General features: G+C 70.6%; 21 protein-coding genes and 1 pseudogene. 9 read left to right on the forward strand and 13 right to left on the reverse strand.

Annotated elements, in window-relative coordinates; all coding sequences use genetic code 11:
* Nucleotides 1-142 precede the first annotated feature (142 nt).
* Together V5O40_RS11365 and V5O40_RS11370 are read left to right on the forward strand one after the other, a co-directional pair.
* Nucleotides 143-1537, forward strand: coding sequence for a short-chain fatty acyl-CoA regulator family protein (locus V5O40_RS11365; protein WP_332905398.1), 1395 nt, complete (start codon nt 143-145; stop codon nt 1535-1537).
* Nucleotides 1538-1594: 57 nt separating this feature from the next.
* Complete coding sequence (locus tag V5O40_RS11370; protein WP_332905399.1) at nt 1595-2440, forward strand: endonuclease/exonuclease/phosphatase family protein; 846 nt, start codon at nt 1595-1597, stop codon at nt 2438-2440.
* Between the two features lie 12 nt (nt 2441-2452).
* On the opposite strand, the gene V5O40_RS11375 is transcribed toward V5O40_RS11370, so the two are convergent.
* The 3 genes from V5O40_RS11375 to V5O40_RS11385 form a co-directional block, all read right to left on the reverse strand.
* Nucleotides 2453-3310 (reverse strand): DUF4253 domain-containing protein, encoded by an 858-nt coding sequence (locus V5O40_RS11375; protein WP_332905400.1) that lies wholly within the window; start codon nt 3308-3310, stop codon nt 2453-2455.
* Nucleotides 3311-3408: 98 nt separating this feature from the next.
* The gene (locus tag V5O40_RS11380; protein WP_332905401.1) at nt 3409-4089 is read right to left on the reverse strand and encodes a potassium channel family protein; all 681 of its coding nucleotides are present in this window, start codon (nt 4087-4089) and stop codon (nt 3409-3411) included.
* A complete protein-coding gene (locus V5O40_RS11385; RefSeq protein ID WP_332905402.1) occupies nt 4082-5383 on the reverse strand; it encodes a TrkH family potassium uptake protein in 1302 nt (433 codons plus the stop codon). Before V5O40_RS11385 ends, V5O40_RS11380 begins: the two co-directional genes overlap by 8 nt.
* A 331-nt stretch (nt 5384-5714) precedes the next feature.
* On the opposite strand from V5O40_RS11385, the gene V5O40_RS11390 reads away from it, so the two are divergent.
* Nucleotides 5715-6698, forward strand: a complete 984-nt coding sequence (locus tag V5O40_RS11390; RefSeq protein ID WP_332905448.1) for an RNA polymerase subunit sigma-70 — start codon at nt 5715-5717, stop codon at nt 6696-6698.
* Between the two features lie 66 nt (nt 6699-6764).
* Complete coding sequence (locus V5O40_RS11395; RefSeq protein WP_332905403.1) at nt 6765-7607, forward strand: YybH family protein; 843 nt, start codon at nt 6765-6767, stop codon at nt 7605-7607.
* 51 nt (nt 7608-7658) lie between these two features.
* Here V5O40_RS11395 and V5O40_RS11400 read toward each other — a convergent pair whose 3' ends face one another.
* The 3 genes from V5O40_RS11400 to eda all read right to left on the reverse strand — a co-directional run bounded on the left by V5O40_RS11400 (nt 7659) and on the right by eda (nt 10104).
* On the reverse strand, nt 7659-8216 hold the full coding sequence (locus V5O40_RS11400) for a hypothetical protein (protein WP_332905404.1): 558 nt from the start codon (nt 8214-8216) through the stop codon (nt 7659-7661).
* A 149-nt stretch (nt 8217-8365) separates the two neighbouring features.
* Nucleotides 8366-9469: a sugar kinase gene (locus V5O40_RS11405; RefSeq protein WP_332905405.1), complete on the reverse strand. Its 1104-nt coding sequence runs from the start codon at nt 9467-9469 to the stop codon at nt 8366-8368.
* A complete protein-coding gene (gene eda, locus V5O40_RS11410; RefSeq protein ID WP_332905406.1) occupies nt 9466-10104 on the reverse strand; it encodes a bifunctional 4-hydroxy-2-oxoglutarate aldolase/2-dehydro-3-deoxy-phosphogluconate aldolase in 639 nt (212 codons plus the stop codon). The genes V5O40_RS11405 and eda overlap by 4 nt, the downstream gene beginning before the upstream one ends.
* Before the next feature lie 46 nt (nt 10105-10150).
* Between eda and V5O40_RS11415 the strand changes: the two genes are divergently transcribed.
* Together V5O40_RS11415 and V5O40_RS11420 are read left to right on the forward strand one after the other, a co-directional pair.
* Nucleotides 10151-10927 (forward strand): IclR family transcriptional regulator, encoded by a 777-nt coding sequence (locus tag V5O40_RS11415; RefSeq protein WP_332905407.1) that lies wholly within the window; start codon nt 10151-10153, stop codon nt 10925-10927.
* 147 nt (nt 10928-11074) lie between these two features.
* Nucleotides 11075-12088, forward strand: coding sequence for a LacI family DNA-binding transcriptional regulator (locus V5O40_RS11420; protein ID WP_332905408.1), 1014 nt, complete (start codon nt 11075-11077; stop codon nt 12086-12088).
* A gap of 110 nt (nt 12089-12198) precedes the next feature.
* Here the strand turns inward: V5O40_RS11420 and V5O40_RS11425 are convergent, their stop codons facing one another.
* Genes V5O40_RS11425 through V5O40_RS11440 form a run of 4 tightly spaced genes read right to left on the reverse strand, consistent with a single transcriptional unit; the run spans nt 12199 to nt 17032 of the window.
* The gene (locus V5O40_RS11425; RefSeq protein WP_332905409.1) at nt 12199-13917 is read right to left on the reverse strand and encodes an amylo-alpha-1,6-glucosidase; all 1719 of its coding nucleotides are present in this window, start codon (nt 13915-13917) and stop codon (nt 12199-12201) included.
* 57 nt (nt 13918-13974) lie between these two features.
* A complete protein-coding gene (locus V5O40_RS11430; protein WP_332905410.1) occupies nt 13975-14793 on the reverse strand; it encodes a carbohydrate ABC transporter permease in 819 nt (272 codons plus the stop codon).
* On the reverse strand, nt 14790-15767 hold the full coding sequence (locus V5O40_RS11435; protein ID WP_332905411.1) for a carbohydrate ABC transporter permease: 978 nt from the start codon (nt 15765-15767) through the stop codon (nt 14790-14792). Before V5O40_RS11435 ends, V5O40_RS11430 begins: the two co-directional genes overlap by 4 nt.
* Before the next feature lie 17 nt (nt 15768-15784).
* Nucleotides 15785-17032, reverse strand: a complete 1248-nt coding sequence (locus V5O40_RS11440) for a sugar ABC transporter substrate-binding protein (protein WP_332905412.1) — start codon at nt 17030-17032, stop codon at nt 15785-15787.
* A gap of 272 nt (nt 17033-17304) precedes the next feature.
* Between V5O40_RS11440 and V5O40_RS11445 the strand changes: the two genes are divergently transcribed.
* Nucleotides 17305-19134, forward strand: coding sequence for an RICIN domain-containing protein (locus tag V5O40_RS11445; RefSeq protein WP_332905413.1), 1830 nt, complete (start codon nt 17305-17307; stop codon nt 19132-19134).
* Between the two features lie 90 nt (nt 19135-19224).
* On the opposite strand, the gene V5O40_RS11450 is transcribed toward V5O40_RS11445, so the two are convergent.
* Both V5O40_RS11450 and V5O40_RS11455 read right to left on the reverse strand, forming a co-directional pair.
* Complete coding sequence (locus tag V5O40_RS11450; protein WP_332905414.1) at nt 19225-20601, reverse strand: glycosyl hydrolase family 18 protein; 1377 nt, start codon at nt 20599-20601, stop codon at nt 19225-19227.
* A gap of 172 nt (nt 20602-20773) precedes the next feature.
* On the reverse strand, nt 20774-21940 hold the full coding sequence (locus V5O40_RS11455) for a GH12 family glycosyl hydrolase domain-containing protein (RefSeq protein ID WP_332905415.1): 1167 nt from the start codon (nt 21938-21940) through the stop codon (nt 20774-20776).
* 403 nt (nt 21941-22343) lie between these two features.
* On the opposite strand from V5O40_RS11455, the pseudogene V5O40_RS11460 reads away from it, so the two are divergent.
* Both V5O40_RS11460 and V5O40_RS11465 read left to right on the forward strand, forming a co-directional pair.
* A pseudogene (locus V5O40_RS11460) lies at nt 22344-22986 on the forward strand (family 43 glycosylhydrolase); the annotation flags it as partial.
* An 84-nt stretch (nt 22987-23070) separates the two neighbouring features.
* Entirely contained in the window at nt 23071-23790 is a 720-nt protein-coding gene (locus V5O40_RS11465; RefSeq protein ID WP_332905449.1) for a beta-xylosidase family glycoside hydrolase, read from the forward strand.
* A 60-nt stretch (nt 23791-23850) separates the two neighbouring features.
* Here V5O40_RS11465 and V5O40_RS11470 read toward each other — a convergent pair whose 3' ends face one another.
* Nucleotides 23851-25197, reverse strand: coding sequence for an endo-1,4-beta-xylanase (locus V5O40_RS11470; protein ID WP_332905416.1), 1347 nt, complete (start codon nt 25195-25197; stop codon nt 23851-23853).
* Nucleotides 25198-25353 lie beyond the last annotated feature (156 nt).

Raw genomic sequence — 25353 nt, forward strand, 5'->3', positions numbered from 1 at the left:
AACGGTCACATGGCAGGCCGGAGGTGGTCGAGGGACGGAAAAAGCCAATTATTGAAAAGTCAACGGGCGATTCTGCGAAGTTGTGAAAGCGGCTATTCGCAGCAGTGCTAATGTGACCGGACCCGGTCGCCGGAGCAGGGAGGTGAGGGCGGTCGCCAGGACGTTCGCCGGCGCGCGGCTGCGCCGGATGCGTGAGGAGCGCGGGCTGAGCCAGACGGAGCTGGCCCGGCACCTCAGCATCTCCCCGAGCTATCTCAACCAGATCGAGCACGACAGCCGACCACTTACCGTGCCGGTGTTGTTACGCATCACCGAACTGTTCGGCGTCGACCCGACCGTGTTCGCCGCGCACGACACCCCTCGGCTGGTCGCCGGGCTACGCGAGGCGCTGCCCGGACGCGCCGGCCTGACCGAACTCACCGAGCTGGCCACCCGGCTGCCGGAGGTGGCGGCGGCGGTCATCGAGCTGCACCGGCGCTACCAGCAGGCCGACGAGCAGCTCGCCGAGCTGGTCGGTGACCGCGAGCGGATCGGCCGCAGCCCGCACGACCAGGTAACCGAGTTCTTCTACCGGCGGCAGAACTACGTGCCGGATCTCGACGAGGAGGCCGAGCGGCTGGCCGGGCGGATGGGGCTGCGTCGCGGCGAGGTCCGCGCTCTGCTCCGCGACCGGCTGGCGCAACGGCACGGCGTCCACGTCGCCCGCGAGGACGCCGCCGCCCTCGGTGGTGAGCTGCACCGGTACCGCCCGCAGACCCGCACCCTGCACCTGTCCACGTCGCTGCGCGCCGGGCAGGAGGCGATGCGGATGGCGGCGCAGATCGCACTGCTGGAGTTCGCCGACGTCATCGACGAGATCGTCGAGTCGGAGGAGTTCGACGACGTGCAGACCCAGATCCTCACCCGGGTCGGCCTGGCCAACTACTTCGCGGCGGCGCTGCTGCTGCCGTACGAACACTTCCTGGCCGCCGCCGAGCAGCGTCGGTACGACATCGACCTGCTCACCCAGCACTACGCGATGGGCTGGGAGACGGTCTGCCACCGGCTCAGCACGTTGCAGCGGCCCCGGGCGCGTGGCGTGCCGTTCTCCTTCGTCCGGGTGGACCGGGCCGGCAACATGTCGAAACGACAGTCGGCCACCGGCTTCCCGTTCTCGCGTACCGGTGGCACATGTCCGTTGTGGACGGTGTACGAGGCGTTCGGTGCGCCGGGGCGGGTGGTCACCCAGGTCGCGGCCATGCCGGACGGGCAGCGTTACCTGTGGATCGCCCGCACCATCACCCGCCACCACGGCGGCTACGGCCAACCCGGCAAGGTGTACGCCATCGGGCTGGGCTGCGAGGTGCGGCACGCCAGCCGGCTGGTCTACTCCACCGGGATGGACCTGCACGCGGCCGAGGCCGCGACCCCGATCGGGCCGGGCTGCAAGACCTGCGAACGGATGACCTGCCCGCAGCGGGCGGCGCCGCCGATCAGCCGGCAACTGGACGTCGACGAGAACCGCAGCACCTTCATCCCGTACCCGTTGCGGACCTGACCCCCGCCCGCCGGTACGGATACACTTTCAGCCCCTCCGCGAGCCCAGGGCTGGTGCATGGTTTCTCGTCCGACAGTTCCCCGGCCACTGGTGGCCGCCGCCGCCCTGGTCTCGGTCGCCGCCCTGCTGGCCGGCTGCTCCGTCGTCGCACCGGTCGCGCCGGCACCGCTGCGGGTGCTCCAACTGAACCTGTGCAACAGCGGCATGGCCACCGGGTGCTACACGGGTCGCGCGGTGGCCCGGGCCGCCGAGGTGATCCGGGCCGAGGCCCCCGACGTCGTCACCCTCAACGAGATCTGCTCCGGCGACGTGGACACCCTGGAACGGGTGATGACCGACGTGCACGCCGGCACGGTGGTGGCCGCCTTCCAGCCGGCGCGCAACGGCCGCACCGGCGAGCCGTACCGCTGCGTCAACGGGCAGCGGTACGGCGTCGGAGTGCTGACGCACATCGCGGCGCCCGACGCCGGGCACGAGGTGCACGCCGGGATCTACCCGGCACAGGACCCGGCCGACCCCGAGCAACGGGCCTGGCTCTGTGTCGAGGCCCGCACCCTCTTCTTCGCCTGCACCACCCACCTGGCGTACACCAGCTCGACCCTGGCCCTCGCCCAGTGCTCCCACCTGGTCGGCACGGCGATCCCGCAACTGCACGCCGACGGTCGCTACCAGCCCACGGTGGTCAGCGGCGACCTCAACCTGCGGCAGGGTGGCACCCCCGACGTGCGCTCGTGCGTACCGGCGGACTACCGGCACCGGCACGACGGCGGGGTGCAGCAGTTCATGGCCACGGCGGACCTGCCGATCGAGTCCACCAGATCGGTCAGCATGGAACGGACGACCGACCACGCGGCCTTCCTGGTGACGCTCACGCTGCCCGGTCGGGGCGACCCGGCCCACTGAGGAACATCCGGGTCAGTCCCACCAGAACGCCCAGGTCGGCGCGTCGACGATCCGTTCGGCGTACGCGGCCAGGGTGCACGGTCGCTGCCCCTGCCAGACGTTGTCGGGGCAGAAGGCGAAATGCTCGGCGGCCACCCGCAGCGCCTCGGTGGTCTGCTCCGGCGGCGCGGCGACGCTGAGGTACAGCTCGGCGAAGCCGACCCCGATCACCCGGACCCCGAACCGGTCCTCCCAGCTGCGCAGCACGGCCGACAGCCGGCCGGGATCGGCGGTGTGGTTGATCGCGCCCTGCCAGCCGAGGACGGCCAGGGCGTCGCTGCCCCGACCGGCGGGGACCAGGCCGAGGCGCATCGCCGGTTGGGCCAGCCGCAACTGCTCGGCCCAGTGGTCCGCGTGCCGCTGCGGCGTCGTCCACGGCTCGCCGGGCGGCGCCAGCCCCGGCCAGTCCCGCCCGTACGGGGCGGTGACGGCGGCCCGCCGGTCGTTGGACAGCTGGTCGTCGCCGTCGTAGGGGGCCGTCTGGTCGGCCCACCAGGCGGCCAGCAGCCGCTCCGGATCATGCTCGGCCGGCGACGACCCGCGCCCGGGCCAGAACTCGCCGTCCTGCCAGGGCCGCGTCGGCTCACCGTCGTAGCCGTCCAGCAGCAACGGCCACAACCCTGACTGCTGATGGGCGGCGTGCAACCGCGGCCACAGCCCGGCCGGGGGCGGGTCGTCGCTGAGCCACAGCGTGGGCCGGTCGGCGTCACCCTCCCCGCCGCGGATGGTCCGGCCGGGCGGCAGCGGCACGGACAACGTCCGGGGGCGCGCCGCGGCGTCCACGAACAGCTCCAGCAGGTCAGGCGGCATCTCGTTCAGCTGTGCGGTCACGACGCGTGAGGATAGCCGCCAAGTCCGACAATCCTCTGCAACAGGCCGGTCCGTGGACGCAGCGGAGAAGTCGGACCGCCGTCAAGTGTCGGGCCCGCTCACTCCGCGGCGGCGAACCTCTCGACGTTGTCGACCGGGCCGACCACCAGGATCAGATCCCCGTAACTCAGGACGGTGTCGGGGGTCGCGTGGGTGAAGCCCGGTCGACGCCCGCCGACGGCCGCTTCCGGCTTCACCGCCACCACGGTCACCCCCCACCGGCTGCGCAGCCGGGACTCGCGCAGTGGCATGCCCACCACGTCGCCCGGCGGTTTGGTCTTGATGACGGCGAAGTCCGCGTCCACCTCCACGTAGTCGAGGATGCGGCCGGTGAGCAGGTGGGCGGTGCGTTCGCCCATGTCGTGCTCGGGCGCGATGACGTGATGGGCGCCGACGCGGGTCAGGATGTTGCGGTGCTGCCCGCTGATGGCCTTGGCCCAGATGTCGGGGATGCCGAGTTCGGCGAGCAGGCTGGTGGTCAGGATGCTGGCCTGGATGTCGGTGCCGATCGCCACCACCGCCCGGTGGAAGTCGCCCACGCCGAGCTGCCGCAGCGCCTCGATGTCGGTCGAGTCGGCGGTGATCACGTGCGGGAGCTGCCCGACCATGCTCTGCACGATCTTCGGCTGGCTGTCGATGCCGAGCACCTCGGTGCCCCGCTTGGCCAATTCGAGAGCCAGCGCGCTGCCGAAGCGGCCCAAGCCGATCACGACGACCGGCTCGTTACGGATGTCAGCCAACGATCGTCCTCTCCTCGGGTAGTTCGAAACGCCGGTTACGGTCCCGCAGCGCCAGCGCGGAGGCCAACGTGAGCGGTCCGATCCGGCCGGCGAACATCAGCAGTACGAGCAGCACGTCGGCCTGCGGCGGCAGGTCAGCCGTGATGCCGGTGGACAGGCCGACGGTGGCGAAGGCCGACACCACCTCGAACAGCACCGCGTCGAGCCGGTAGGGGGTGATGGCCAGGAGGATGAAGGTGGCCACGGCGACCGCACCGGCACTGAGCAGGACGATCGCGAGGGCCTGCCGCTGGTTGCTGGCCGGAATCCGCCGGTGACCGACGTTGACCTGGGTCTCGCCCCGCATCTCGGACCACAGGACGAAGGCGAGCAGTCCGAAGGTGGTGACCTTGATGCCGCCGGCCGTGCCCGCGCTGCCACCGCCGATGAACATCAGCACGTCGCTGGCGAGCAGGCTCTCCGGACGCATCGCACCGATGTCGACGTTGTTGAACCCGGCGGTACGGGTCATCGCGGAGGCGAAGAACCCGGCGAGCAGCTTCTGTGGACCGCCGAGCGGGCCGAACGTGGCCGGGTTCGAGTACTCGGCGAGGGTGAACGCCACCGTGCCGAGGGCCAGCAGCGCCACGGTCAGCGCGACGGTTATCCGGGTCGTCACCGACCAGTACGCCGGGCGGCGCCAGGTGCGGACCAGCTCGAACACGACCGGGAAGCCGAGGCCACCGAGGATGACCGCCGCCGTGACGGTCAGGGTGATCCAGGGATCGGTCACGTATCCCATCAGGCTGTCCGCGTAGGTGGAGAAGCCGGCGTTGTTGAACGCGGAGATCGCGTGGAAGACGCCCTCGTAGAGCGCGGCGCCGAACGGGCGCTGGTACGTGGTGGCGAACCGGATGGTGAGCAGCGTGGCCACCACCGCCTCGCTGACCAGGCTGAACACGACGATGCGACGCACCACGCCGCGTACGTCGCCCAGGTTGAGGCTCTTGGTCTCCGCCTGGGCGAGGAAGCGGGCACGCAGCCCGAGCCGACGGGACAGCAGCACGGTGAACAGCGTGGCCAGGGTCATGATGCCGAGGCCGCCGATCTGGATGAGCAGCAGGATGACCGCCTGCCCGAAGCCGGACCAGTAGCTGCCGGTGTCGACCGTGACCAGGCCGGTGACGCACACCGCCGAGGTGGCGGTGAACAGCGCGTCCACCAGGTCGGGAGGATCTCCCGATCGGGTTGCCCAGGGCAGGGACAGCAGACCGGTGCCCACCGCGATCGCACCGGCGAATCCCACGGCGATCATCTGCGCCGGATGTCGGAAGCGGTCACCGCGTCGCTGCCACGCGGGTCGCCGGGTCAGCAGAGGCACGGTCGTCCGCCCCGGCCGGACGACCGTGCCCTCGACCGGTCCGGATTGTCGACAGGGCACCCGGCGGACCGGCCCGCCGGCCGCCACTGGCCAGCAGCGATCAACACAGGCGCATCGTCGCACGATCGACGCGTCCCGGGTCCGGCGGGCCGGCAGGTGGAGTGACCGACACGCCGAGGTTCGGCCGGCGTACCGTGCCGGTGTGGAGCCTGATCGGACGCCTGGGCAGCGACCGCGCCGGGCGGACGGGTCGGACGCGGAGCTACTGGCGGCGGCGCGGGCCGGTGACGGTGTGGCCTTCGGTCGTCTCGTCGGGCCGGTGCGGGACGAGTTGCGGGCGCACTGCTACCGGATCCTGGGCTCGCCGCACGAGGCGGAGGACGCGGTACAGGAGACGCTGGATCGGGCCTGGCGCGCGCTGGACCGCCTCGACGATCACACCGGGATCCGGCCCTGGCTGTACCGGATCGCGACGAACCGGGCGTTGACCCTGGCCGAGCGGCGACGCCGCCGTGAACTGCCCGCCGCCCTGCGTCCGGACGCGGCGGCCGAGGTGGCGTGGTTGCAGCCGTACCCGGATCGGCTGATGGCCTGGGCCGATCACCTGGACCCGGCGGCGCGGGTGATCGCCCGGGAGAGTGTGGAGCTGGCGTTCGTCGCCGCGCTGCAACACCTGTCGGCCCGGCAACGTGCCGTCCTGCTGCTGCGCGACGGGCTCGACTTCCCGGCACGCGAGGTCGCCGACCTGCTGGGCACCACAGTCGTGGCGGTCAACAGCGCCCTGCGACGGGCTCGCGTGGTGCTCGCGGACCGGCTGCCGGACCGGACCCAGCAACGGACCCTGGGCACGCTCGGTGACCCGGCACGGCAGGAGCTGGCCCGGCGGTACGCGGCAGCCTGGGAGGGCGGCGACGTCGAGACCCTGGTGGCGATGTTGACCGACGAGGCGCGGTACTCGATGCCGCCGCAGCGGGTCTGGTACGAGGGCCGCGCCGCGATCCGTGACTTCCTGGTCGAGGCGGTGCTGTCGCACCGGTGGCGGTTCCTGCCCGCCCGGGCCAACGGGCAGCTCGCGTTCGGCACGTACCTGTGGGACGACGCCCGACGGAGTTACCTGCCGGCGGGCCTGGACCTGCTGGCGCTCGACGGTGCCCGGGTCACCGAGGTGGTCTCCTTCCTCGACGCCCCGTTCTCGGCCTTCGGCCTGCCCGACCGACTTTCCGAGGACGAAACCGCCGTCCGGCGGTGAGTTTCCGCTCCGGCCGGGGTTGTAGGTGTGACGGAGTGAATCATCCCCGGAAGGACCGAGCCGAGCATGACCACCATTGAAGAACAGATCCGCGAACTGATCGAACGCTGGGCCAGGGCGGTACACCAGGGGGATCTCGCCACAGTGCTCGCCGACCACGCCGAGAACATCGTGATGTTCGACGTGCCGCCACCGCAGCAGGGGGTGCGTGGCCTCGACGCGTACCGGCAGACCTGGCCGCCGTTCTTCCGCTGGCAGGCCCAGGGTGCGTCGTTCGACATCGAGTCGCTGGAGGTCACCGCCGGCGACGACGTGGCGTTCGCGTACGCCCTGCTGCGCTGTGGCACTCCGGCGGACCTGGCCGAGGCGCCTGACCGGCGGTTGCGCCTCACCCTGGGCCTACGCCGTGACGACGGTCGGTGGGTGGTCACCCACGAGCATCATTCGTTCGCCCTCGACCCGGTGGCCGACCGCAACTCCGCCGCCGACGAGAGGGAACTGCACGAACTGCACGAGCGGTGGTTCGCGGCGACGGCGGACAAGGACCTCGACGCCCTGATGGAGCCGATCGCCGCCGACGTCGTGTCGTACGAGCACGAGGCGCCGCTGCGGTATGTCGGCGAACCGGCGGTACGTGAGATCTGTCAGGCCGGCCTGGACGCGTCGGGTGATGGCGCGGTGAGCTGGGAGGTGCCCGACCAGACGCTCGTGGTCGACGGTGATCTCGCCGTGTCCTGGGGCCTGAACCGGGTACGGGTGACCCCGCCCCGTGACGGGACCGTCGAGAGCTGGTCGCGCGGTACCCGGGTCTTCGCGCGCCGCGACGGCGGTTGGCAGCTGGTGCACCAGCACCTGTCCTACCCGTTCGACCCGGCCACCGGTGCCGCCCGGACCGATCTGCTCCCCTGAGCGGACCGGTCCCGGGTGCGGCGTCTACCGTCCGCTGGACCTGAAACCAGGCTAGTTGCCGGGCTGCTCCGGGTTGAACAGGTACACGATCTTGCCGCTGGTCCAGGCGTCGACGACCGTCGACAGGTCCTGGCCCGGATACCGCTCGCCCGTGTCGGAGTACGAGAAGAGGTTCAGCCGGATGGCGGTCTTCGTGAACTCCTCAAGCGCCTCCCGGCGGTTGATCGCGTCGGAGCTTCGCGGGATTCCGCCACTGACGCAGGCAGCCACGAATTCGACCTGGTCGCCCCGCTCTCCGCCGTCCGGCCGGGGCACCCAGCTCGGCAGCCTGATGAGCGTCTTGTAGAACAGTTTGTTCAGCGTCTCGTTGGCGGGCCCCCGGAAATAGAGATTGTTCCGGAGGCCGTCGATCAGCTCGTCGACCGACTTCCGATCCGCCACGTCGCGGGGCCTGTCGACGAAGTAGACATCGGCCTTCTGGAAGTACTCCTGGAGAAGCTCCCTGGAATAGGGTTCTCTCGCCAGGCTGGCGAGCGCTTCCGGGGGCAGCAGCTCGATGACATCGAAGCGAAGTTCCTCGGGTACGCCCATGATGAATTCGTCCGGCATGACCGGCACTCCTCTCCGGAGGTCGGTCAATCGAATGACTTGTCACTCATGCAGCTCATCGTTCGGCCACCCGGCCGGGACCACAACACGTGTGTCAATTTCCGCACTGACGCCAACCGAACACGAATGACACTCCGAAGCGACCCGGGTCAGCGTTGCACCCGGGCGCCGCCGCCGCGCACCAACGCCTCCACCTCGGCCAGGCTGGCCATGGACGTGTCGCCCGGCGTGGTCATCGCCAGCGCGCCGTGGGCGGCACCGTACTCCACCGCGAGCGCCAGGTCGCCGTCGCGTTCGAGCAGGCCGTAGATCAGCCCGGAGGCGAAGCTGTCCCCGCCGCCGACCCGGTCCAGGATCTCCAGGCCGGGTCGGTGGGTGGCCTCGGCGAACGCGCCGCCGGCCCAGGCCACGGCACCCCAGTCGTTCACCGTCGCGCTGCGCACCCCGCGCAGGGTGGTCGCCACCACCTTGAAGTTGGGGTACGCCCGCACGACCGCCTCGATCATCGCCTTGAAGTTGCCGGCGTCCAACGCACCGCTGTGGATGTCCGTGTCCGGCACCGGGAAGCCCAGGCAGGCGGTGAAGTCCTCCTCGTTACCGATCATGACGTCCACCAGGCCGGCGAGCCGGGTGTTCACCTCCCGCGCCCGCTCCTGACCACCGACGGCCTTCCAGAGGCTGGGTCGGTAGTTCAGGTCGTACGAGACGAGGGTGCCGTGCCGGCGGGCGGCGGTCATCGCGGCCTCGGCGGTCTGCGCGGCCGTGTCGGACAGTGCGGCGTAGATGCCGCCGGTGTGCAGCCAGCGCACCCCGAGCGCGCCGAAGAGGTGCTCCCAGTCGACGTCGTCCGGCTTGAGCTGGCTGGCCGCGGAGTGGCCCCGGTCGGAGGTGCCGACCGCGCCCCGGACGCCGAAGCCGCGCTCGGTGAAGTTCAGTCCGTTGCGGACGGTGCGGCCGATCCCGTCGTAGGGCAGCCAGGTGATCAGGCTGGTGTCCACGCCGCCCTGGAGGATCAGGTCCTCCAGCAGCAGGCCGACCTCGTTGCGGGCGAACGCGGTGACCACGGCGGTGCGCAGGCCGAAGCAGCGGCGCAGCCCCCGGGCGACGTTGTACTCGCCGCCACCTTCCCAGACCCGGAACTGGCGGGCGGTGCGGACGCGACCCTCACCGGGGTCGAGCCGCAGCATGACCTCGCCGAGCGAAACCAGGTCGTACCGGCAGTCGGCCTTCGGCCGAGGCTCCACCGCACTCACACCGCACCCCCTGCGGCGGCAAGCGCCTCCCGGGTGCGGTTGGCGATCTCGTCCCACTGCTCGCCGGCGATCAGGTCGGCCGAGGCCATCCAGCTCGCCCCGACCGCCAGGACCGCCGGCAGGGCCAGGTAGTCGGCGATCACCGCGGCGGTGATGCCGCCGGTCGGGATGAACCTGACGTCGCGGAACGGCGCCGCCAGGGCCTTGATCATGGCCGCCCCGCCGAGCTGCTGGGCGGGGAAGAACTTGACCACGTTCAGGCCGGCGTCGAGGGCCATCTGGATCTCGGTCGCGGTGGCCGCTCCGGGCACCACCGGCACGCCGGCCCGCTGGCAGGCGCGGACCACGGCCGGCGCGAAGCCGGGGGTCACCACGAACCGGGCACCGGCCCCGATCGCCCGCTCGGCCTGCTCGACGGTGAGCACCGTGCCGGCGCCGACGGTCAGGTCGTCGCGGGCGGCCAGCGCCGCGATGGCGTCCAGCCCGGCGGCGGTACGCAGGGTGACCTCGACCGCGGTCAGGCCACCCTTGACCAGGGCGTCACCGAGCGGGTCGGCGTGCCGCGCGTCGTCGAGCACCACCACCGGCAGCACCCGACCGACCGGCAGATGTTCAGAACCATGAACGTTGGTCACGTACGTGACCTTACTGGAGGGGTACGCCCTTCGCTAGAGTGGCCGCGTGCCCACCGCGCCCGAGGATTTCCAGCCCGTGAAGTCGGCCGGCCGCACCCTCGACCTGCTCGAACTGCTCGCCGAGCAGCCACAACCCTGGGCGTTGGGCGACCTGGCCCGCGCCCTCGGCATACCGAAGAGCAGCCTGCACGGCCTGCTACGGACGCTTGTCGGTCGCGGCTGGGTGCAGACCGACGAGAGCGGCAACCGGTTCCGGCTCGGCCTGCGGGCGCTGCGGGTCGGCGCCGCCTACCTGGACGGAGACGACCTGGTCGGATTGCTGTCCGGCGTGCTCGACGAGTTGTCGCGCCGCTTCGGCGAAGCCGTGCATCTCGGTCGACTCGACGGTGACCAGGTCGTCTACCTCGCCAAACGGGAGTCGGTGCACCGGCTGCGGCTGTACAGCGCGATCGGCCGCCGGCTGCCGGCGCATGCCACCGCGCTGGGCAAGGCCCTGCTGGCCGAGCATCCGGACACCGACGTCGACCGGATGCTGACCTGGCCGCTGGCCCGCCTCACCCCGCACACGGTCACCGACCCCGAGGCCCTGCACGCCGCCCTGGCAGCGGTGCGGACCACCGGCCACGCCGTCGACCGGGAGGAGAACGCCGAGGGCATCCGCTGCGTGGCGATGGCCGTACCGCTGGCCCGCCCGGCGGTCGACGCGGTGAGCGTCTCGGTCCCGGTCGGCCGGCTGAGCCCGGAACTCGAAGCGGCGATCGTCGCGGCGCTGCGCGAGCTGGTGGGTGGCCTCGCCCAGGCCCGGAGCATGCTGATCGCGTGACGTACGCGCGGTGCGGCTGCCTGACGACACGAAGCGCACGGGCAGAACACCAGGGTCGGGCCATCGGTCCCGGGCGCTGCCGCCGGCGTTGACCCTGCCCGGCACCCCCCATAGCCTGGGTGAATCGATTCGACTGCGAGGAGCGGGATGAACATCGGGGAGATCGCCCGCCGTGCGGGCGTGTCCCGCAGCACCGTGTCGTACGTGTTGAGCGGCAAGCGGACGGTGTCGGAGCCGACCCGGCAGCGGATCCAGGCCGTCATCGACGAGTTGGACTACCGCCCCAACGCGAACGCCCGGGCGTTGAAGGAGGGCCGTACCCGCACCCTCGGCCTGGTCATCCCCCCGGCCAGCCAGCGGCTGACCGACATGCAGCTCGGCTTCGTCGCCAGCGTGGTCGAGGCCGCCGCCCGTGCCGACCTGGACGTGCTGCTCTCCCCGTCCGGCGGTGACCACGACCGGTCGTTCGAGCGGATCGTGACCGGGCGCCGGGTGGACGGGGTGATCCTCATGGAGATCCGGCTGGAGGACGACCGGGTGACCCGGCTGCGGCAGAGTCGGCTGCCCTTCGTGACCATCGGCCGCACGGCCGAGCCGACCGGCACCAGCTGGGTCGACGTGGACTACGAGGGTCTGATCGCCAGGTGCGTGCACCACCTGGCCGACCTGGGGCACCGGCACGTCGCCCTGGTCAACCGCTCGGCCGAGCTGGTGGCCGCCGGCTACGGTCCCGGGCACCGCGCCCTGGTCGGGTTCTCGCACGCGGTGGCCGAACGCGGGTTGACCGGCGTCGACCTGTGCTGCGGCGACGACGCGCCCGCCGGCGAGGCCGCCATGAGCCGGCTGCTGACCACCCGTCCGGAGGTCACCGCCGTCGCCACGATCAACGAGGCCGCCCTGCCCGGCGTACAGCGCGCCCTGCAGGCCGAGGGCAGGCTGGTGCCTCGCGACTTCTCCGTCGTCGGAGTCGCCGCGGCGCACTGGGCCGAGGATTTCCGCCCGCCGTTGACGGCGGCCGACGTGCCCACCCTGGAGATGGGTGCCGAAGCCGTGGCGCTGCTGCTGGAGCGGATCGCCGCCCCGACCGCCGCCCCCCGCCACCACCTCTACCAGCCGCCCATCTCGCTGCGAGCCAGCACCGCCCCACCGCCCACCCCCTGACCCGCTCGACCCCCGACCTCCCCGCCCCCCGCCCCCCCGCCCCCCGACCGCAGCGTTGATCAAGAAGTTTTCGCCGTGCCCGGCGGCGCGGCGCGACGAAAACCTCTTGATCAACCGGGTGAGTGGTGCGGGCGACGGCGTTGGTGGGCGGCGGCGAGAATGAGGTAGCTGCTGGCGGTCCAGGTGTAGGCGCGGTCGCGCAGGCCCGCGCCGGTCTCGGCGTCGAAGTTCTCCGCGAAGCCGGACTTCTCGCACAGGGCGCGGAACCGGTGGCTGATCTCGTCGGCGAACCCGACGTGCCCGGCCCGGCGCAGGCCGTCCTCGATCAGGACGGTCGCCGGCGCCCAGATCGGCCCACGCCAGTAGCCGTCGGCCGCGTAGTGCGGAGAGTCGACAGGCTCGGTGGCGAGGCCATGTGCGGTCAGATGGCGCTTGAGACCGCCGGCGAGCCCGGCGCTCACCCCGACGGGCAGGTCGGCACCGAGCACGATGGGCATGAGGTCGAGCAGACTGGTGCTCGACCTCGGCTGCCCGGTCCTGGCGCTGCGGGCCACGAACCGCTGGCCGTCCCAGAGTTCGCCGAGCAGTTCGGCGCGGATCTGGCTAGCGGTGCGGCTCCACTGGGCCACCTCCTCCGGCAGCCCCAACTCGCCGGCCAGGTCCGCGAGCTGACGCAGCTGCAACAGCAGGAGGGCCGCGAGATCCGGTGTCTCGACGGTCCGAGCACCGTCGAAGGTGGTCGCGTTGTCCCATCCGCTGTCGTTGCCGTGCTGGTAGTGCGGCAGATGATGACCGGAGACCCGGCGTTGGTCGAGCCAGAAGGCCGTCCAGCGGGCGATCCGGCGGTACATGTCGGACAGTTCGCCGCGCGGCAGTGGCCGGGGCAACCGCTGCCGCAGCTGCCGCAGCGCCCAGCCGTGCACCGGCGGCTTGACGTAGTTGTGCAGCACCTCGGAGTGGGCGACGGAGTCCGGCAACGCACCCGTCGGGTCCTGATGGTCGAAGGGCAGCTGGAACTGGTGCCAGGCCAGCTCGGGGTCCGCCTCGGCGAGGGCCAGGGCGTTGAAGCAGTGGTCCCAGCTCCACACCTTGTTCATCCAGTGCTTGGACATCAGCACGGCCGGCCGGGTGAGGAAACCGCCCGGCGCGACAGTCGCCGACCACAGGACGTACGCGGCCAGTTCGGCGGCGGGAGTCTCGGCGCTGCGCCAGGGTGCCAACCGGTCGACGAAGCTGGCGAACTCGGCGGCCGTCGACCCGACGAGCTGATCGAAGTCACGGTCGCCCGGGTAGCGGCGGCGGGCCGACTCGTACTCCTCGACGGCGATCTCCCACGGCTGGTCGGCCGGCAGTTGCACGACCCGCTCGGCAGTGCCCAGCGCTTCGACGCCCCGCGCACTCAGGTGGCCGTGGAGCGACGTGATCCGGTAGCGGCGGCCGGTCTCGTACGAGGTGAAGACGTACGCGTCGGTCACCGGGTCGTGGAAGAGGTAGGTGCCGCTGAACGGGGTGAGGGTGTCCCGGGCCGCGGCGATCCGCAGGCCGAGGCCGCGCCCGCGCAACCGCACGGTGTCCCGGCCGTCGTAGGTCAACTCGATCAGACCGGTGCGGTTGCGCCAGGTCAGCAGCGCCGCGCTCGCCGTCACCGTGGTCCGCGCCGACGGTGTCAGCCGGAGCACCGGATGCATCCCCGTCTGGTGCGAGACCAGATGCAGCTCGGGTGCGCGGGTGTGCGCCGCCACCACCGGCGAGATGCTGAACCAGGACCCGTGGTAGCTGAAGGGGATCTCCTGAATGGAGAAGGTCGGGCCGGTACGGACGACGGTCATGTCGGGTGGCTGCCTTTCCGGGTACGGATGGTGCGACTGCTCCGAGGATCGGCCGGATCAGTCCTTGACGGCGCCGGCGGTGACTCCGGCGGCGACGTAGCGTTGGGCCAGGACCAGCAGCAGGGTGGTGGGGATGGACGCCACCACGGCGGTCGCCATGATCGCGTTCCACTGCTGGTTGTTGTTCCCGATGTACTGGTAGATGCCGAGGGTGATCGGCCGATGAGCGCCGCCGCCGGCCAGCGTGGCGGCGAAGACGAAGTCGGACCAGGCCCAGAGGAACGCGAACAGCGACACGGTGACTGTCGCGTTGCGGCTCAGCGGCAGCACCACCGACCAGAACGTCCGCAGCCGGTTCGCACCGTCGACGAGCGCGGCCTGGATCAGCTCGTCGGGTATCCCGGACATGAACGCGGTGAAGATGAGCACCGCGAAGGGCACCGCGATCGTCGAGTCGGCCAGGATCAACCCGGGCACGGTGTTGAGCACACCGAGGTTCAGGTAGATGGCGTAGAAGCCCATCGCCATGATGATGCCGGGGATCATCTGCGCGATCAGCAGCACGAACCGGACCGCTCCGCCGCCGGGCGGCCGGAGCTTCGCCAGCGCGTACCCGGCGGGGGCGGCCAGCAGCAGGGTGAGCAGCACGGTGCCGAGCCCGACGACCAGGCTGGTGCCGACGTACGGCAGTTGCTGGGTGAGCACCGCCCGGTAGCCGTCGAGGGTGCCCTCGATCGGGACGAGCTGCGGCGGGCTCTTGCGCATGTCCTGGTCCCGGGTGAACGAAACGTTGATCATCCAGTAGACGGGGAACAGCATCAGCCCGGTCAGGATGATCCCGAGAACGCTTCGCCCCCAGTCGCGACGACGGCTCATGACAGCCGCCGCCGACGCTCGAAGCCGAGGTAGCACCCACCGGCGGCCACCGCCAGCAGGATCAGCAGGTTCCCGACGGCCGCTCCGGGACCGAACTCGGGCAGCAGGTTGCCGAACCCGAGGCGGTACGACCAGGTGGCCAGGGTGGTCGACGAGTCGGTCGGGCCACCCCTGGTCATGATCCAGATCAGGTCGAAGACCTTGAGCGTGTAGACCAGCCCGAGCAGCAGCGTGATCGCCGAGACCGGCCGTAGCAACGGCCAGGTGATCCATCGGAAGCGCTGCCAGCGACCGGCGCCGTCCAGCTCCGCCGCCTCGTGGAGGACGCGGGGAATCGCCTGCAGGCCGCTGTAGAGCACGACCAGGTTGAACGGGATGCCGATCCAGATGTTGGCGATGATCACCGACGCCAGTGACCACCGGGGCGAGGTCAGCCAGTTCACCTGCTCCACGCCGAGCACCGCGAGCGCGGCGTTGACCACGCCGGCCTCACTGTTGAGCAGCCACGACCAGGTGGACGCCGACACGATCAACGGCAACAGCCAGGGTACGAGGAACAGCGCGCGCAGCGTGCGCGACAGCGGGAAGTGCCGATGGAAGAAGAGTGCCAGCAGCAGCCCGAGGGCGAACTGGAAGACAAGTGACGTGACGGTGAAGACGACGGTGTTGAGCAGCGCCGGTGAGAAGGTCGGCGCGGACAGCACCGTCCGGTAGTTGTCCAGCCCGGCGAACGGCGCGCCACCCTGGACGAAGGAGCGGACCGTGTACTCGCGCAGGCTCAGCTCGACGTTGCGGTACAGCGGATAGGCGTAGAACGCGGCCAGGTAGCCGACCACCGGGGCCAGGAAGGCCCACGCCGTCCACCGGGCACCGTCGGTACGACGGCGTCGGCGTGCCGGTGGGGCGGGGTTCGCCGCCCCACCGGGCTCGGGCGCCGTCTCCGATCGCGGATTACGGATGACGTCGATTCCCATGTCGCCGGCGCGCCTGCTCAGCTCGTCGCGCTCGCGGCGGTCCGCTGGGCGGCCGACAGCGCCTCCTGCGGCTGCTGCGCGCCGCTGAGCGCGGACTGCACCGCCGTCCACAGCGGCTCGGAGATTCGCGGGTACCGGGTGCCGAGGTTGTCGCCGGTGCGGCCCTTCGCCGCCCGCACCGCGTCGACCCAGACCTTCAACTCGGCGTTCGCCGCCACCTGCTGCTCCTGCACCGCCGCGACCGGCGCGATGTAGGACAGCGTGTTGTCGGTGGTGAGCAGGTTGTCGCCGCTGGTCAGGCAGGTGACCAACTGCCGTGAGGTGGCGTACCGCCCGGTGTCCTCCTGCACCGGGATGGAGACGAACTCACCACCTGTGGGTGCCGGTGCGGTGCCGCCGGTGCGGGCCGGGATGGGGATGATGCCGTACTCGAAGTCCAACTTCGCCGCGTTGGCCAGCTGCCAGGTGCCGTTCTCGCTGAACGCGTAGTCGCCGCTGGCGAACTCCTGCCAACTGGTGGTCTGCGTGTTGTTGATCACCGAGTTGGGCGCGTGGCCGGCGGCCAGCCAGTCGGTCCACAGGGTCAGCGCCGCCACCGCCGGCGGCGCGTCCAGCGCGGTCAGCTCGGCACCGGCGCCCCAGAACCAGGGCAGGAACTGGAAGCTGCCCTCCTCGGTGCCGATCGCGGAGAAGGTGATGCCCTTCTTGCCGGCGGCCTTGACCTTGACAAGCGCCGCGGTGAGGGAGGGCCAGTCCGTCACCGAGGCGACGTCCACACCCGCCTCGGTCAGCAGCTCCTTGTTGTAGTACAGGGCGAGGGTGTTCGCGCCGATCGGCACCCCGTACGTCCTGCCGTCGCTCTGCCCGGCGCCGAGCAGGTTCGGTTCCATCGCCGACACGTCGAGATTCGTCTCGTCGGTGGTGGTCAGGGCGCCGGCCTCGGCCAAGGTGGAGATCACCGGATTGTCGATGATCAGCACATCCGGTGCGTTGCCCTGCTGGGCGGCGAGCAACGCCTTGTTCGTCAGGTCCGTGGTGTCGTAGCCGGTCCGCTCGACCGTCACCCCCGCCGCCGTGCCGCAGTCCTTCAGCAGCCCGACCCAGTCGGAGTCATCGGTGAACTGCGGGTACGGGTCCCAGATGGCGTACGTCCCGCCAGCCTCGGTCGGCGGGGATTCCGCGGAGCAGGCGGCAGCCGTGGCGGCGAGGGCCACGGCCAACAGGGCGGCACCGACGGGGCGCCCGCGCGGGATGGATCGGGTCATCTGACGCCTCGCTTCGATAGCTGTGGCGGACGGGTGCGCAACATCAACTCGCTGTCGAACCGATTCGCGGAATCGGTTCGCCGACCATAGGCCCGGCCGCGCAGCCCGGTCAAGAGCGCGCAGTGCGACGACGAGACCGGTGGCGAAACAACCGCTTCACGTCACCGCCACGGCGTTGACATTTACGACGATGAACTTCTACGCTCCGCAGCGAATCGATTCGGCCGCAGCCCATCGCCCTTCAGACGTGCTCCCGTCGCAAAGGAGTCCAAGTGCCCCTCCCCCGCACGAGCAGATCAGGACCTGTCCGCCGTCTCACCGCCCGGCTCGCGATCGGGTTCCTCGCGGCCACCTCCGTCGTCGCGGTGTCCGCGCCGGCCCGGGCCGCCGACGAGGCGATAAGCGTCGACTTCTCGGTCACCAGCGGCACACCGACGTACCGCGCGGCCGGCTGGATCTACGGCATGACCGAGAACGCCTCCGGCCCGGCCGACCACTTCTACCGGGACGTGAAGTTCCGCTACATGCGCGCCGGCGGCGCGCAGCTACCCGGCAGCGGCTGGGTCGGCGGCACCTACGAGCGCCGGTGGAACTCCACACTCGCCCAGGCCCGCCGGACCAACGCTCTCGGCGGCGAGTTCATCATCCTGCCGCACGACCTGTGGGGCGCCGACGGCGCGGCGATCTCCCGCTTTCCCGGCGACAACGGCAACTGGACCGACTACGACAACTTCCTCAACCGGGTCATCGGTGACGTACGCGCGGCCGGGCTGACCGTGCAGTGGGACATCTGGAACGAGCCGAACATCACGCTGTTCTGGAACCGCCCGATCTCCCAGTACTTCGAGCTGTGGCGCCGCACCTACCAGCGCATCCGGGCCGAGTTCCCCAACCAGCTCATCGTCGGGCCCAGCTGTGCCTGCGTTCCGTCCACGAACCACGCCTTCTGGAACCAGTACCTGGACTTCGTCCGCTCGACGAACACGGTGCCGGACATCGTCAGCTGGCACGCCCTGCCCGGTGATCCGGTGGCCAACGTCGCCGCCGCCAACGCGACCCTCGACCCGCGTGGCATCCCCCACCCCCGGCCGTACCAGATCAACGAGTACGCCGCCCCGGACGAGCAGAACCCCGCCGACGGCGCCTGGTACATCGCCCGCCTGGAACGCGCCCGGGCCGACGGCCTGCGGGCGAACTGGGCCAGCGCCGGCAACCTGCACAACGACCTCGGCAACCTGCTGGTACGCAACTCGGCCGGGCAGCACCAGCCCAAGGGCGAGTGGTGGGCCTACCGCTTCCACGGCTCGCAGACCGGGCAGATCGTCCCGGTCTCGGCCAGCCCGTCGTACGACGCCTTCGCCACGAAGACGACAGGTTCGGCGAAGGTGCTGCTCGGTGGGGGCCGGACCACCGGAAACCTGACGGTCAACCTGAACCGGCTCGACACCACCGGCATCGTGCAGAACAACCAGGTCCGGGTGCTCACCCAACGGATCCCGCACAACGGTGGCGGCGCGGTGCAGGGCCCGATCACCGTCTCGAACGGCGTGGTGGGTGTGAGCGGCAACAACGCCACGGTGACCGTGCCCTACTCCAACCAGACCGACACCTACACGCTGACCCTGCTGCCACCCGCCGACGGCGGCTTCCAGTCGGTGGCCGTGGCGCAGCACTCCCAGCAGTGTCTCGACAACACCGACCGCAACACCGCCGACGGCAACGTGCAGCAGCAGTTCCACTGCGTGGGCGGCGACCAGCAGCTGTGGAACTTCCAGCCGGTCGCCGGGGTGGCGAACACCTTCACCGTGGTCAACCAGCAGACCGGCAAGTGCCTGGACGTCAGCGGGGTGTCCACCGCCGACGGCGCGGCGGTGCTCCAGTGGAGCTGCCACGGTGGCCTCAACCAGCAGTTCACCCTGCGCAAGGTGACCTACTCGGGCAACGACCCACACGACTACCAGTTGGTGGCTCGGCACAGCAGCAAGTGCGTGGACGTCAGCACCATCTCCACCGCGCCCCGCGCCCCCGTGCACCAGTGGACCTGCAACCCGGTGGGTCAGGGCGGCCCGCTCAACCAGACCTGGCGGCTGTGGGGCCGGTGACCGCCGATCCCGGCCGATGAGTGCCCGCCGGCCGAGGCGGCCCCGTCCCGACCGGGACGGGGCCGCCGAGGCGTTGCGGGGCAGGCGGGGTCAGGCCGGCAGGCGCCAGACCTGGTTGGCGCCGCCGAAGCAGTCCCAGATCTGGAGCCGGGTGCCGTCGGCGGAGCTGTTGCCGGTGGCGTCGAGGCACCTGTTCGACGCCGGATTGCGCAGCGTGCCGTTGGACTGGGCCTGCCAGACCTGGGCACCGGTGCCGTTGCAGTCCCACAGCTGGATCGGGGTGCCGTTGGCGGTGCCGGCGCTGGTCACGTCCAGGCACTTGCCGAGGGCGCGCAGCGTGCCGTCGGTGGCCACGGTCCAGCGCTGCGCGTTGGTGCCGTTGCAGGTGTAGAGCTGGATGGCGGTGCCGTTGGCGGTGCCGGCGGCGGCGATGTCGACGCATTTGCCGGCGATGCCGGTGATCTGGCCGGTCCGGCCGGTCGGCGGCGGGGAGCCGCCCGTCACGGTGTCGTAGATCGCGCTGACCAGCGAGGTCGAGCCGCTGGTGTCCTGGGTGAGTTCCCAGTTCATCATGCCGCCGGCGTTCGCCATCGCCCACTGGGTCTTGCGCTTGACCGTCGGTACGCCGTTGTAGCACTGCTGGGCGCCGCCCACGGTGGTGCAGTCCCGGTTGGCGTTGGCCGGGTCCATGCCGACCAGTTGGGTGTAGGTGTAGTACCCGGGCCGGCTGTAGAAGGGCACGCCGAGGATGGCTTTGCTGGCCGGCAGGCCCCGGGCCTTCCAGCCGTTCACCGCGTTGATGGACCAGTCGTAGTTGGCGTGTGGGCTGCCACCGTCGTACGCCATGATGTTGAGGAAGTCGACGTGGTTGAAGACCGACGTGGGTACGCCTTCGCGGTAGTAGCCCTCCGCCACGACCGCCGCGGTGAGCAGCTTGCCCTGCGGGCGCAACGCGTTGCTCAACTGCTGCATCAGCAGGCCGAAGTTGTTGGCCGAGGCGCCCGGGTCCGGGTACTCCCAGTCCATGTCGACACCGTCGAGACCGTACTGGTTGACGAAGTTGACCACGCTGTTGACGAACGTGGTGCGGGTGCCGGCGTTGGCCGCGAGGGCCTCGAAGGCCGAGTCGTCCCCGTCGTTCCAGCCGCCGATGGCGATGGAGACCTTCACGTTGTTCGCCCGGGCCAGCGACACCAGCGAGGTGAGCTTGCTCGGGTTCTCCACCGCGCGCAGGGTGCCGTTGCTGTTCGGCAGCACGAAGGCGTAGTTGATGTGGGTGAGCTTTGTGTACTGCACCGAGTTGACGTTGCCGGTCCAGGAGGGCAGATAGCCCACGCTCTTGAAGTTGTCGGGCAGCACCACCGCCTGCGCGGCGGTCGGGGTGACGGCGAGAGTGGCACCGGCGGTGACCAGCGCGAGCAGACCGGCGGCCAGGGCCGAGCGCGGCCGGGGACGTGGTGAGGACATCGGGGACCTTCCCGTGACAGGTGCGGGTGCCGTGCCGCCACGGCCGGTCGTTGTGGAGCCGCCGATGACCGGCCGTGGCGTACGGGTGCTGGGTTCCTCGAGGCAGCCAAATCTTAAAGAGTGTTAACGGTAACGGTCAATGATGTCCTTCGATCAGCACCATCGGTCCGGTTCAGCCGACGGTCACCTGGTACAGCGTCGTGCTGACCTCGCCGCTGCCGGTGAAGATCTCCGGTCCCGCCTGGACGCTGGTCAGGTACTTCGAGCTACTCATCCAGCCCCGGGAGACCACGTCGTTGGTGAAGTCGCGGATGTTGAGCGTCGCGCTCGTGGTGTTGCTGGTCCGCACGTAGGAGTAGACGTTCCAGGTGCCCACGTGGCCACGCCAGACCTCCCAGGTGGTACCCGCGATGGTGACGGTGCCCTGGCGGCTGCCGGCCGGCGACGCGTTGGCACGGTAGAGCCAGATCATCAACTCGTCGGTCGGCTGGTCCGCCGAGCCCGGGTCGGCCATCGGGTGGAACCACATGTCGTATGCGACGTTCATGTTCGACGAGCCGTTGGTGGTGACGTTGAACCGCCAGTTGGTGGTCACGTCACGGTTCGCCGAGACCTGCACCGGCAGCCCCGTGTTCGGCCGCCGCCAACCCCAGTGCCAGCCGAGGATCGCCGCGGCGTACGACTTGACGCTGCTCGGGTCGCCGCTCCAGGTGTAGCTGGTCCCCCAGTAGATGGGGTCCCCCGGGCCTCCGTTGGACCAGATGCACTGGCTGCCGGTGGCACCGGTGGCGCCCCACTGGTTGTTGGGAATCCAGTACTTGCCGATCTCGATCAGATCGTCGCTGTCGCACAGCCGACCGGTGGGGGGATAGTCGGGTATCGGCGGGGCAGTGGTGCGGGTCGGCGTCGGGGTCGGACCGGGGTTGCCGGAGCCCGTGCAGGTCACCCCGTTGAGCGCGAACGCGGTCGGCACCGGGTTGCCGCCGCTCCACGAGCCGGAGAAACCGAAGTTCGCGGTGCCGTTGAGGCCGATCGTCGCGTTGTACGGCATGTTCGCCGCGGTCACCTGCGCGAGGTCCTGCGTCACGGTCGCGTTCCACGCCTGCGTCACCCGCTGTCCGCCGGCGTAGGCCCAGGTCAGGCGCCACGACGACACCGGGTCGCCGAGGTTGGTGATGGTCACGTCGGCGTTGAATCCGCCCGGCCACTGGGCGGAGACCGTGTATCGCACCGCGCAGGCGACGGTCGCGGCGTGTGCCACCGCGACCCCGACGACGGCGGTGACGACCGTGCTGGCCACCGCGGCGGCGAGCAGGGCGATGCGCTTCCGTTTCACCATTGCTCTCTCCTTCAGTCCCGGCCGCGGTCCGGGCGACCGGGACTGTTCGCGTTCACAACCGGATCCCGCCGGGCAGGTTGTGATCACGAACTGAGGCGGCAGCCGGCAGCGGCGTACGCGTGGCCGGACCACGCCTGCGGCGCCGCCTCGGCCGTCGCGGTCCATCGCGCCCGGCGACCGTGCCCTGGTAGTCGCCCGGTGGACACGGCGCCGGCCCGGTCGCCCCGCCCGTCATCGATGGCCGTCGCTGCGACGGTACGACGGCAGTCAGGCGACAGTCAATGAACCGTGCCCGCGCCTCAGGGGCCGGCCTACTCGGGATCACCGAAATCGACAGGCCACGGCTGATCGGGCCCGTCCGGAGCTGACGCCGCCGGCACCGAGCTGCATAGCATCGGTCGGCATGACGGCCTCCTCGACCACGTTCCGGAACCCGGTGCTCTCGGGCTTCCATCCCGATCCGAGTATCTGCCGCGTCGGCGACGACTACTACCTGGTCTGTTCGAGCTTCGAGTACTTTCCGGGCGTACCGATCTTCCACAGCCGGGACCTGGTGAACTGGCGGCAGATCGGCAACGTGCTCGACCGTCGACCCGGCCGGACCGTGGTCGGACCCGGTCTACTTCGACCTGCCGCACGTCGACCCGTCGCTGGCCTGGGACGACAACGGTGACTGTTGGTTGACCGTGTCGAGGGTGGAGTCCTATCGCGTCGATCCGCAGGCCGGCACGGTCCTGGAAGGGCCGGTGCCGATGTGGTCCGGCACCGGTGGGCAGTACCCCGAGGCCCCGCACCTGTACCGGATCGGCGAATGGTGGTACCTGCTCGTCTCCGAAGGCGGGACCCACACCGGACACGCGATCTCCATCGCCCGGTCCCGCAGTATTCGGGGGCCGTTCGAGCCGGGGCCGGTCAACCCCTTCCTCACCCACCGCGGCATGAGGCGTACCGTGCAGGCCACCGGCCACGCCGACCTCGTCCAGGCCGGAGACGGCAGCTGGTGGATGGTGCTCCTCGGCATTCGCGCCAAGGGCCAGTGGCCGCCGTACCACGTGCTCGGTCGGGAGACGTTTCTGGTGCCGGTACGGTGGGTGGACGGTTGGCCTGTGGTCGACCCGGTCGAGGAGGTCATGGCCGCCCCCGCCGGCAGCCCGCCCGCGCTGGCTCCCTCCCCCGACGCTGGCGGGTACCGCGAGGACTTCGACGGCGGCGAACTGTCGCCGCGCTGGATCTCGGTGCGGCACCGGCCGAGGACGAGCCTGTCGCTCACCGAACGGCCGGGATGGCTCACCCTGCACGCCGACGGTACGACCCTCGACCGCGCCGGGGCGACGCTCGTCGCCCACCGGCAACTGCATCACGACTGCCGGGCCGCCGTCCGGGTCGATCCCGGTACCGGGCGGGCCGGGCTGACCCTGCGCCTGGACGAGGCCCACCACTACGACCTGGAGGTCGCCGACGGCACCGTACGGGTGATCGGCCGGGTCGGACCGTTCCGTCAGGTGTTCGGTGAGCGGCAGGTGCCGGCCGGGCCGGTCACGCTCACCATCTCCACCAGGACGCACGACCTGCTGCCGCCGACGGCGACCGCCGCCGACCAGGCGGCGACACCGGGAACCCCCTTCGGCGTACGCCCCGCCGCCTGCGACATGGTCACCTTCGTGGTGGACACCGAGCAGGGCCCCGTGGTGCTTGCCGAACTCGACGGCCGCTATCTGTCCACGGAGGTCGCCGCCGGCTTCACCGGCCGGGTCTTCGGCCTCTACGTCACCGACGGAAGTGCCGCCTTCGACTGGTTCGACTACCAGCCGGCGGCGACCGGCGCGCCGGGTGCGCCGACGACGCCGTGACCGAACGAGGACCGGCCGTGCGGGGCGAACCCCCCGCACGGCCGGTGTGGCTCGACTCGGTCAGCCTGCGGTGCAGGACCTGATCTGCGGTCGGGCGCTGGAGTTGCCGTTCATCATCGTGGTGAAGCCGAACGTGTTGCCGCTGCCGTTGGAGCGCATCGTCATCACGTTGCCGCTGCTGTCCCAGGTGGGGTTGCCACTCCAGGTGGAGGAGATCTTCTGCGGCGCGGTGATGGCGACGACCACCGACCAGGTGCTGGCCCCACTGACCGTCACGGAGGTGTTGTAGCGGTCGCCCCAGACCTGGCCGGGCGTCACCGTCGCGGTGCACCCGGCACCGGGCGGCGGAGTGGTCGGGTTGCCGGTGGGCGGCGCGGTGCCGTTGTTCAGCGCGGCGAGCACGGCGTCGTACGCCGGCTTCTTCTGGCCACTGCCGTTGAACAGCAGGGGGTTCTCGCTGGAACGCCACGAGTCGGAGTCGCGGATGCCCCACACGGTGATGCCCTTGCAGCGCGCGACGGCGAGGCAGTCGTTCACCACGTTGCGGTACGCGTCGGTCGGGGCGTTGCGGATGTCCAGTTCGGTGATGTGCACGTCGACGCCGAGGGCGGCGAAGCTGGACAGCGTGGTGCGGTAGTTGCTCGGGTAGTTCGAGCCACCGGTGAAGTGCGACTGCAGGCCGACGCAGTCGATCGGCACGCCGCGGCTCTTGAAGTCCTGGACCATCCGGTAGACGGCCTGGGTCTTGGCGTCGTTCCAGTTGTCGATGTTGTAGTCGTTGTAGCACAGGTCGGCGTTCGGGTCGGCCTGGCGCGCGGCCCGGAAGGCCGCCTCGATCCAGTCGTTGCCGGTGCGCTGGAGGTTCGAGTCACGGCGAGCGCCGCTCGACCCGTCCTGGAACGCCTCGTTCACCACGTCCCACCACTCGATCTGGCCGCGGAAGTGGGTGGCGACCTGGGTGACGTGGTTGAGCATGGCGTTGCGCAGCGTGGTGCCGGACATGTTCTGCATCCAGCCCGGCTGCTGCGAGTGCCACGCCAGAGTGTGTCCGCGGACCAGCATGCCCTGGCTACGGGCGTGCTGGACGAGCCGGTCGGCGTTGCCGTAGTTGAACTGCCCCTGGTTCGGCTGGAGCGCGTCGATCTTCATCTCGTTCTCGGCGGTGACCTGGTTGAACTCGCGGTTCAGGATGGTCGTGTACGCCGAGTCGTTGAGCCTGCTCACCGCGACCGCGGTGCCGAAGTAACGGCCGCGCTCCGCTGCGGAGGCACCGAGGGTGCTCGCGGCGCTGGCGCTGCCGGGCAGGACCACGGCGCCCGCGGTGGCGAGCAGGCCGACGGCGGCCGAGACGACGAGCGCGGCGCGCAGTCGCCTCGACCGTCCGGGTGCTCGGGAAGAGTTGGCCATGACGCTCCTTCCGGGGTCCGGTGGCCCGCGCTGGGCAGCATGAACCCGGACGTGTGTGTGCGAAGAGGATGGGTGAGGCGTATCCCGGCCAAAGGGATCGCATCGGCCTTACTGGGCCGAAGTATTGCAGCGAGATTTCACGCGCGTCAATGATTT

The organism is Micromonospora palythoicola, assembly GCF_036689795.1.
GTDB classification, from domain to species: domain Bacteria; phylum Actinomycetota; class Actinomycetes; order Mycobacteriales; family Micromonosporaceae; genus Micromonospora; species Micromonospora palythoicola.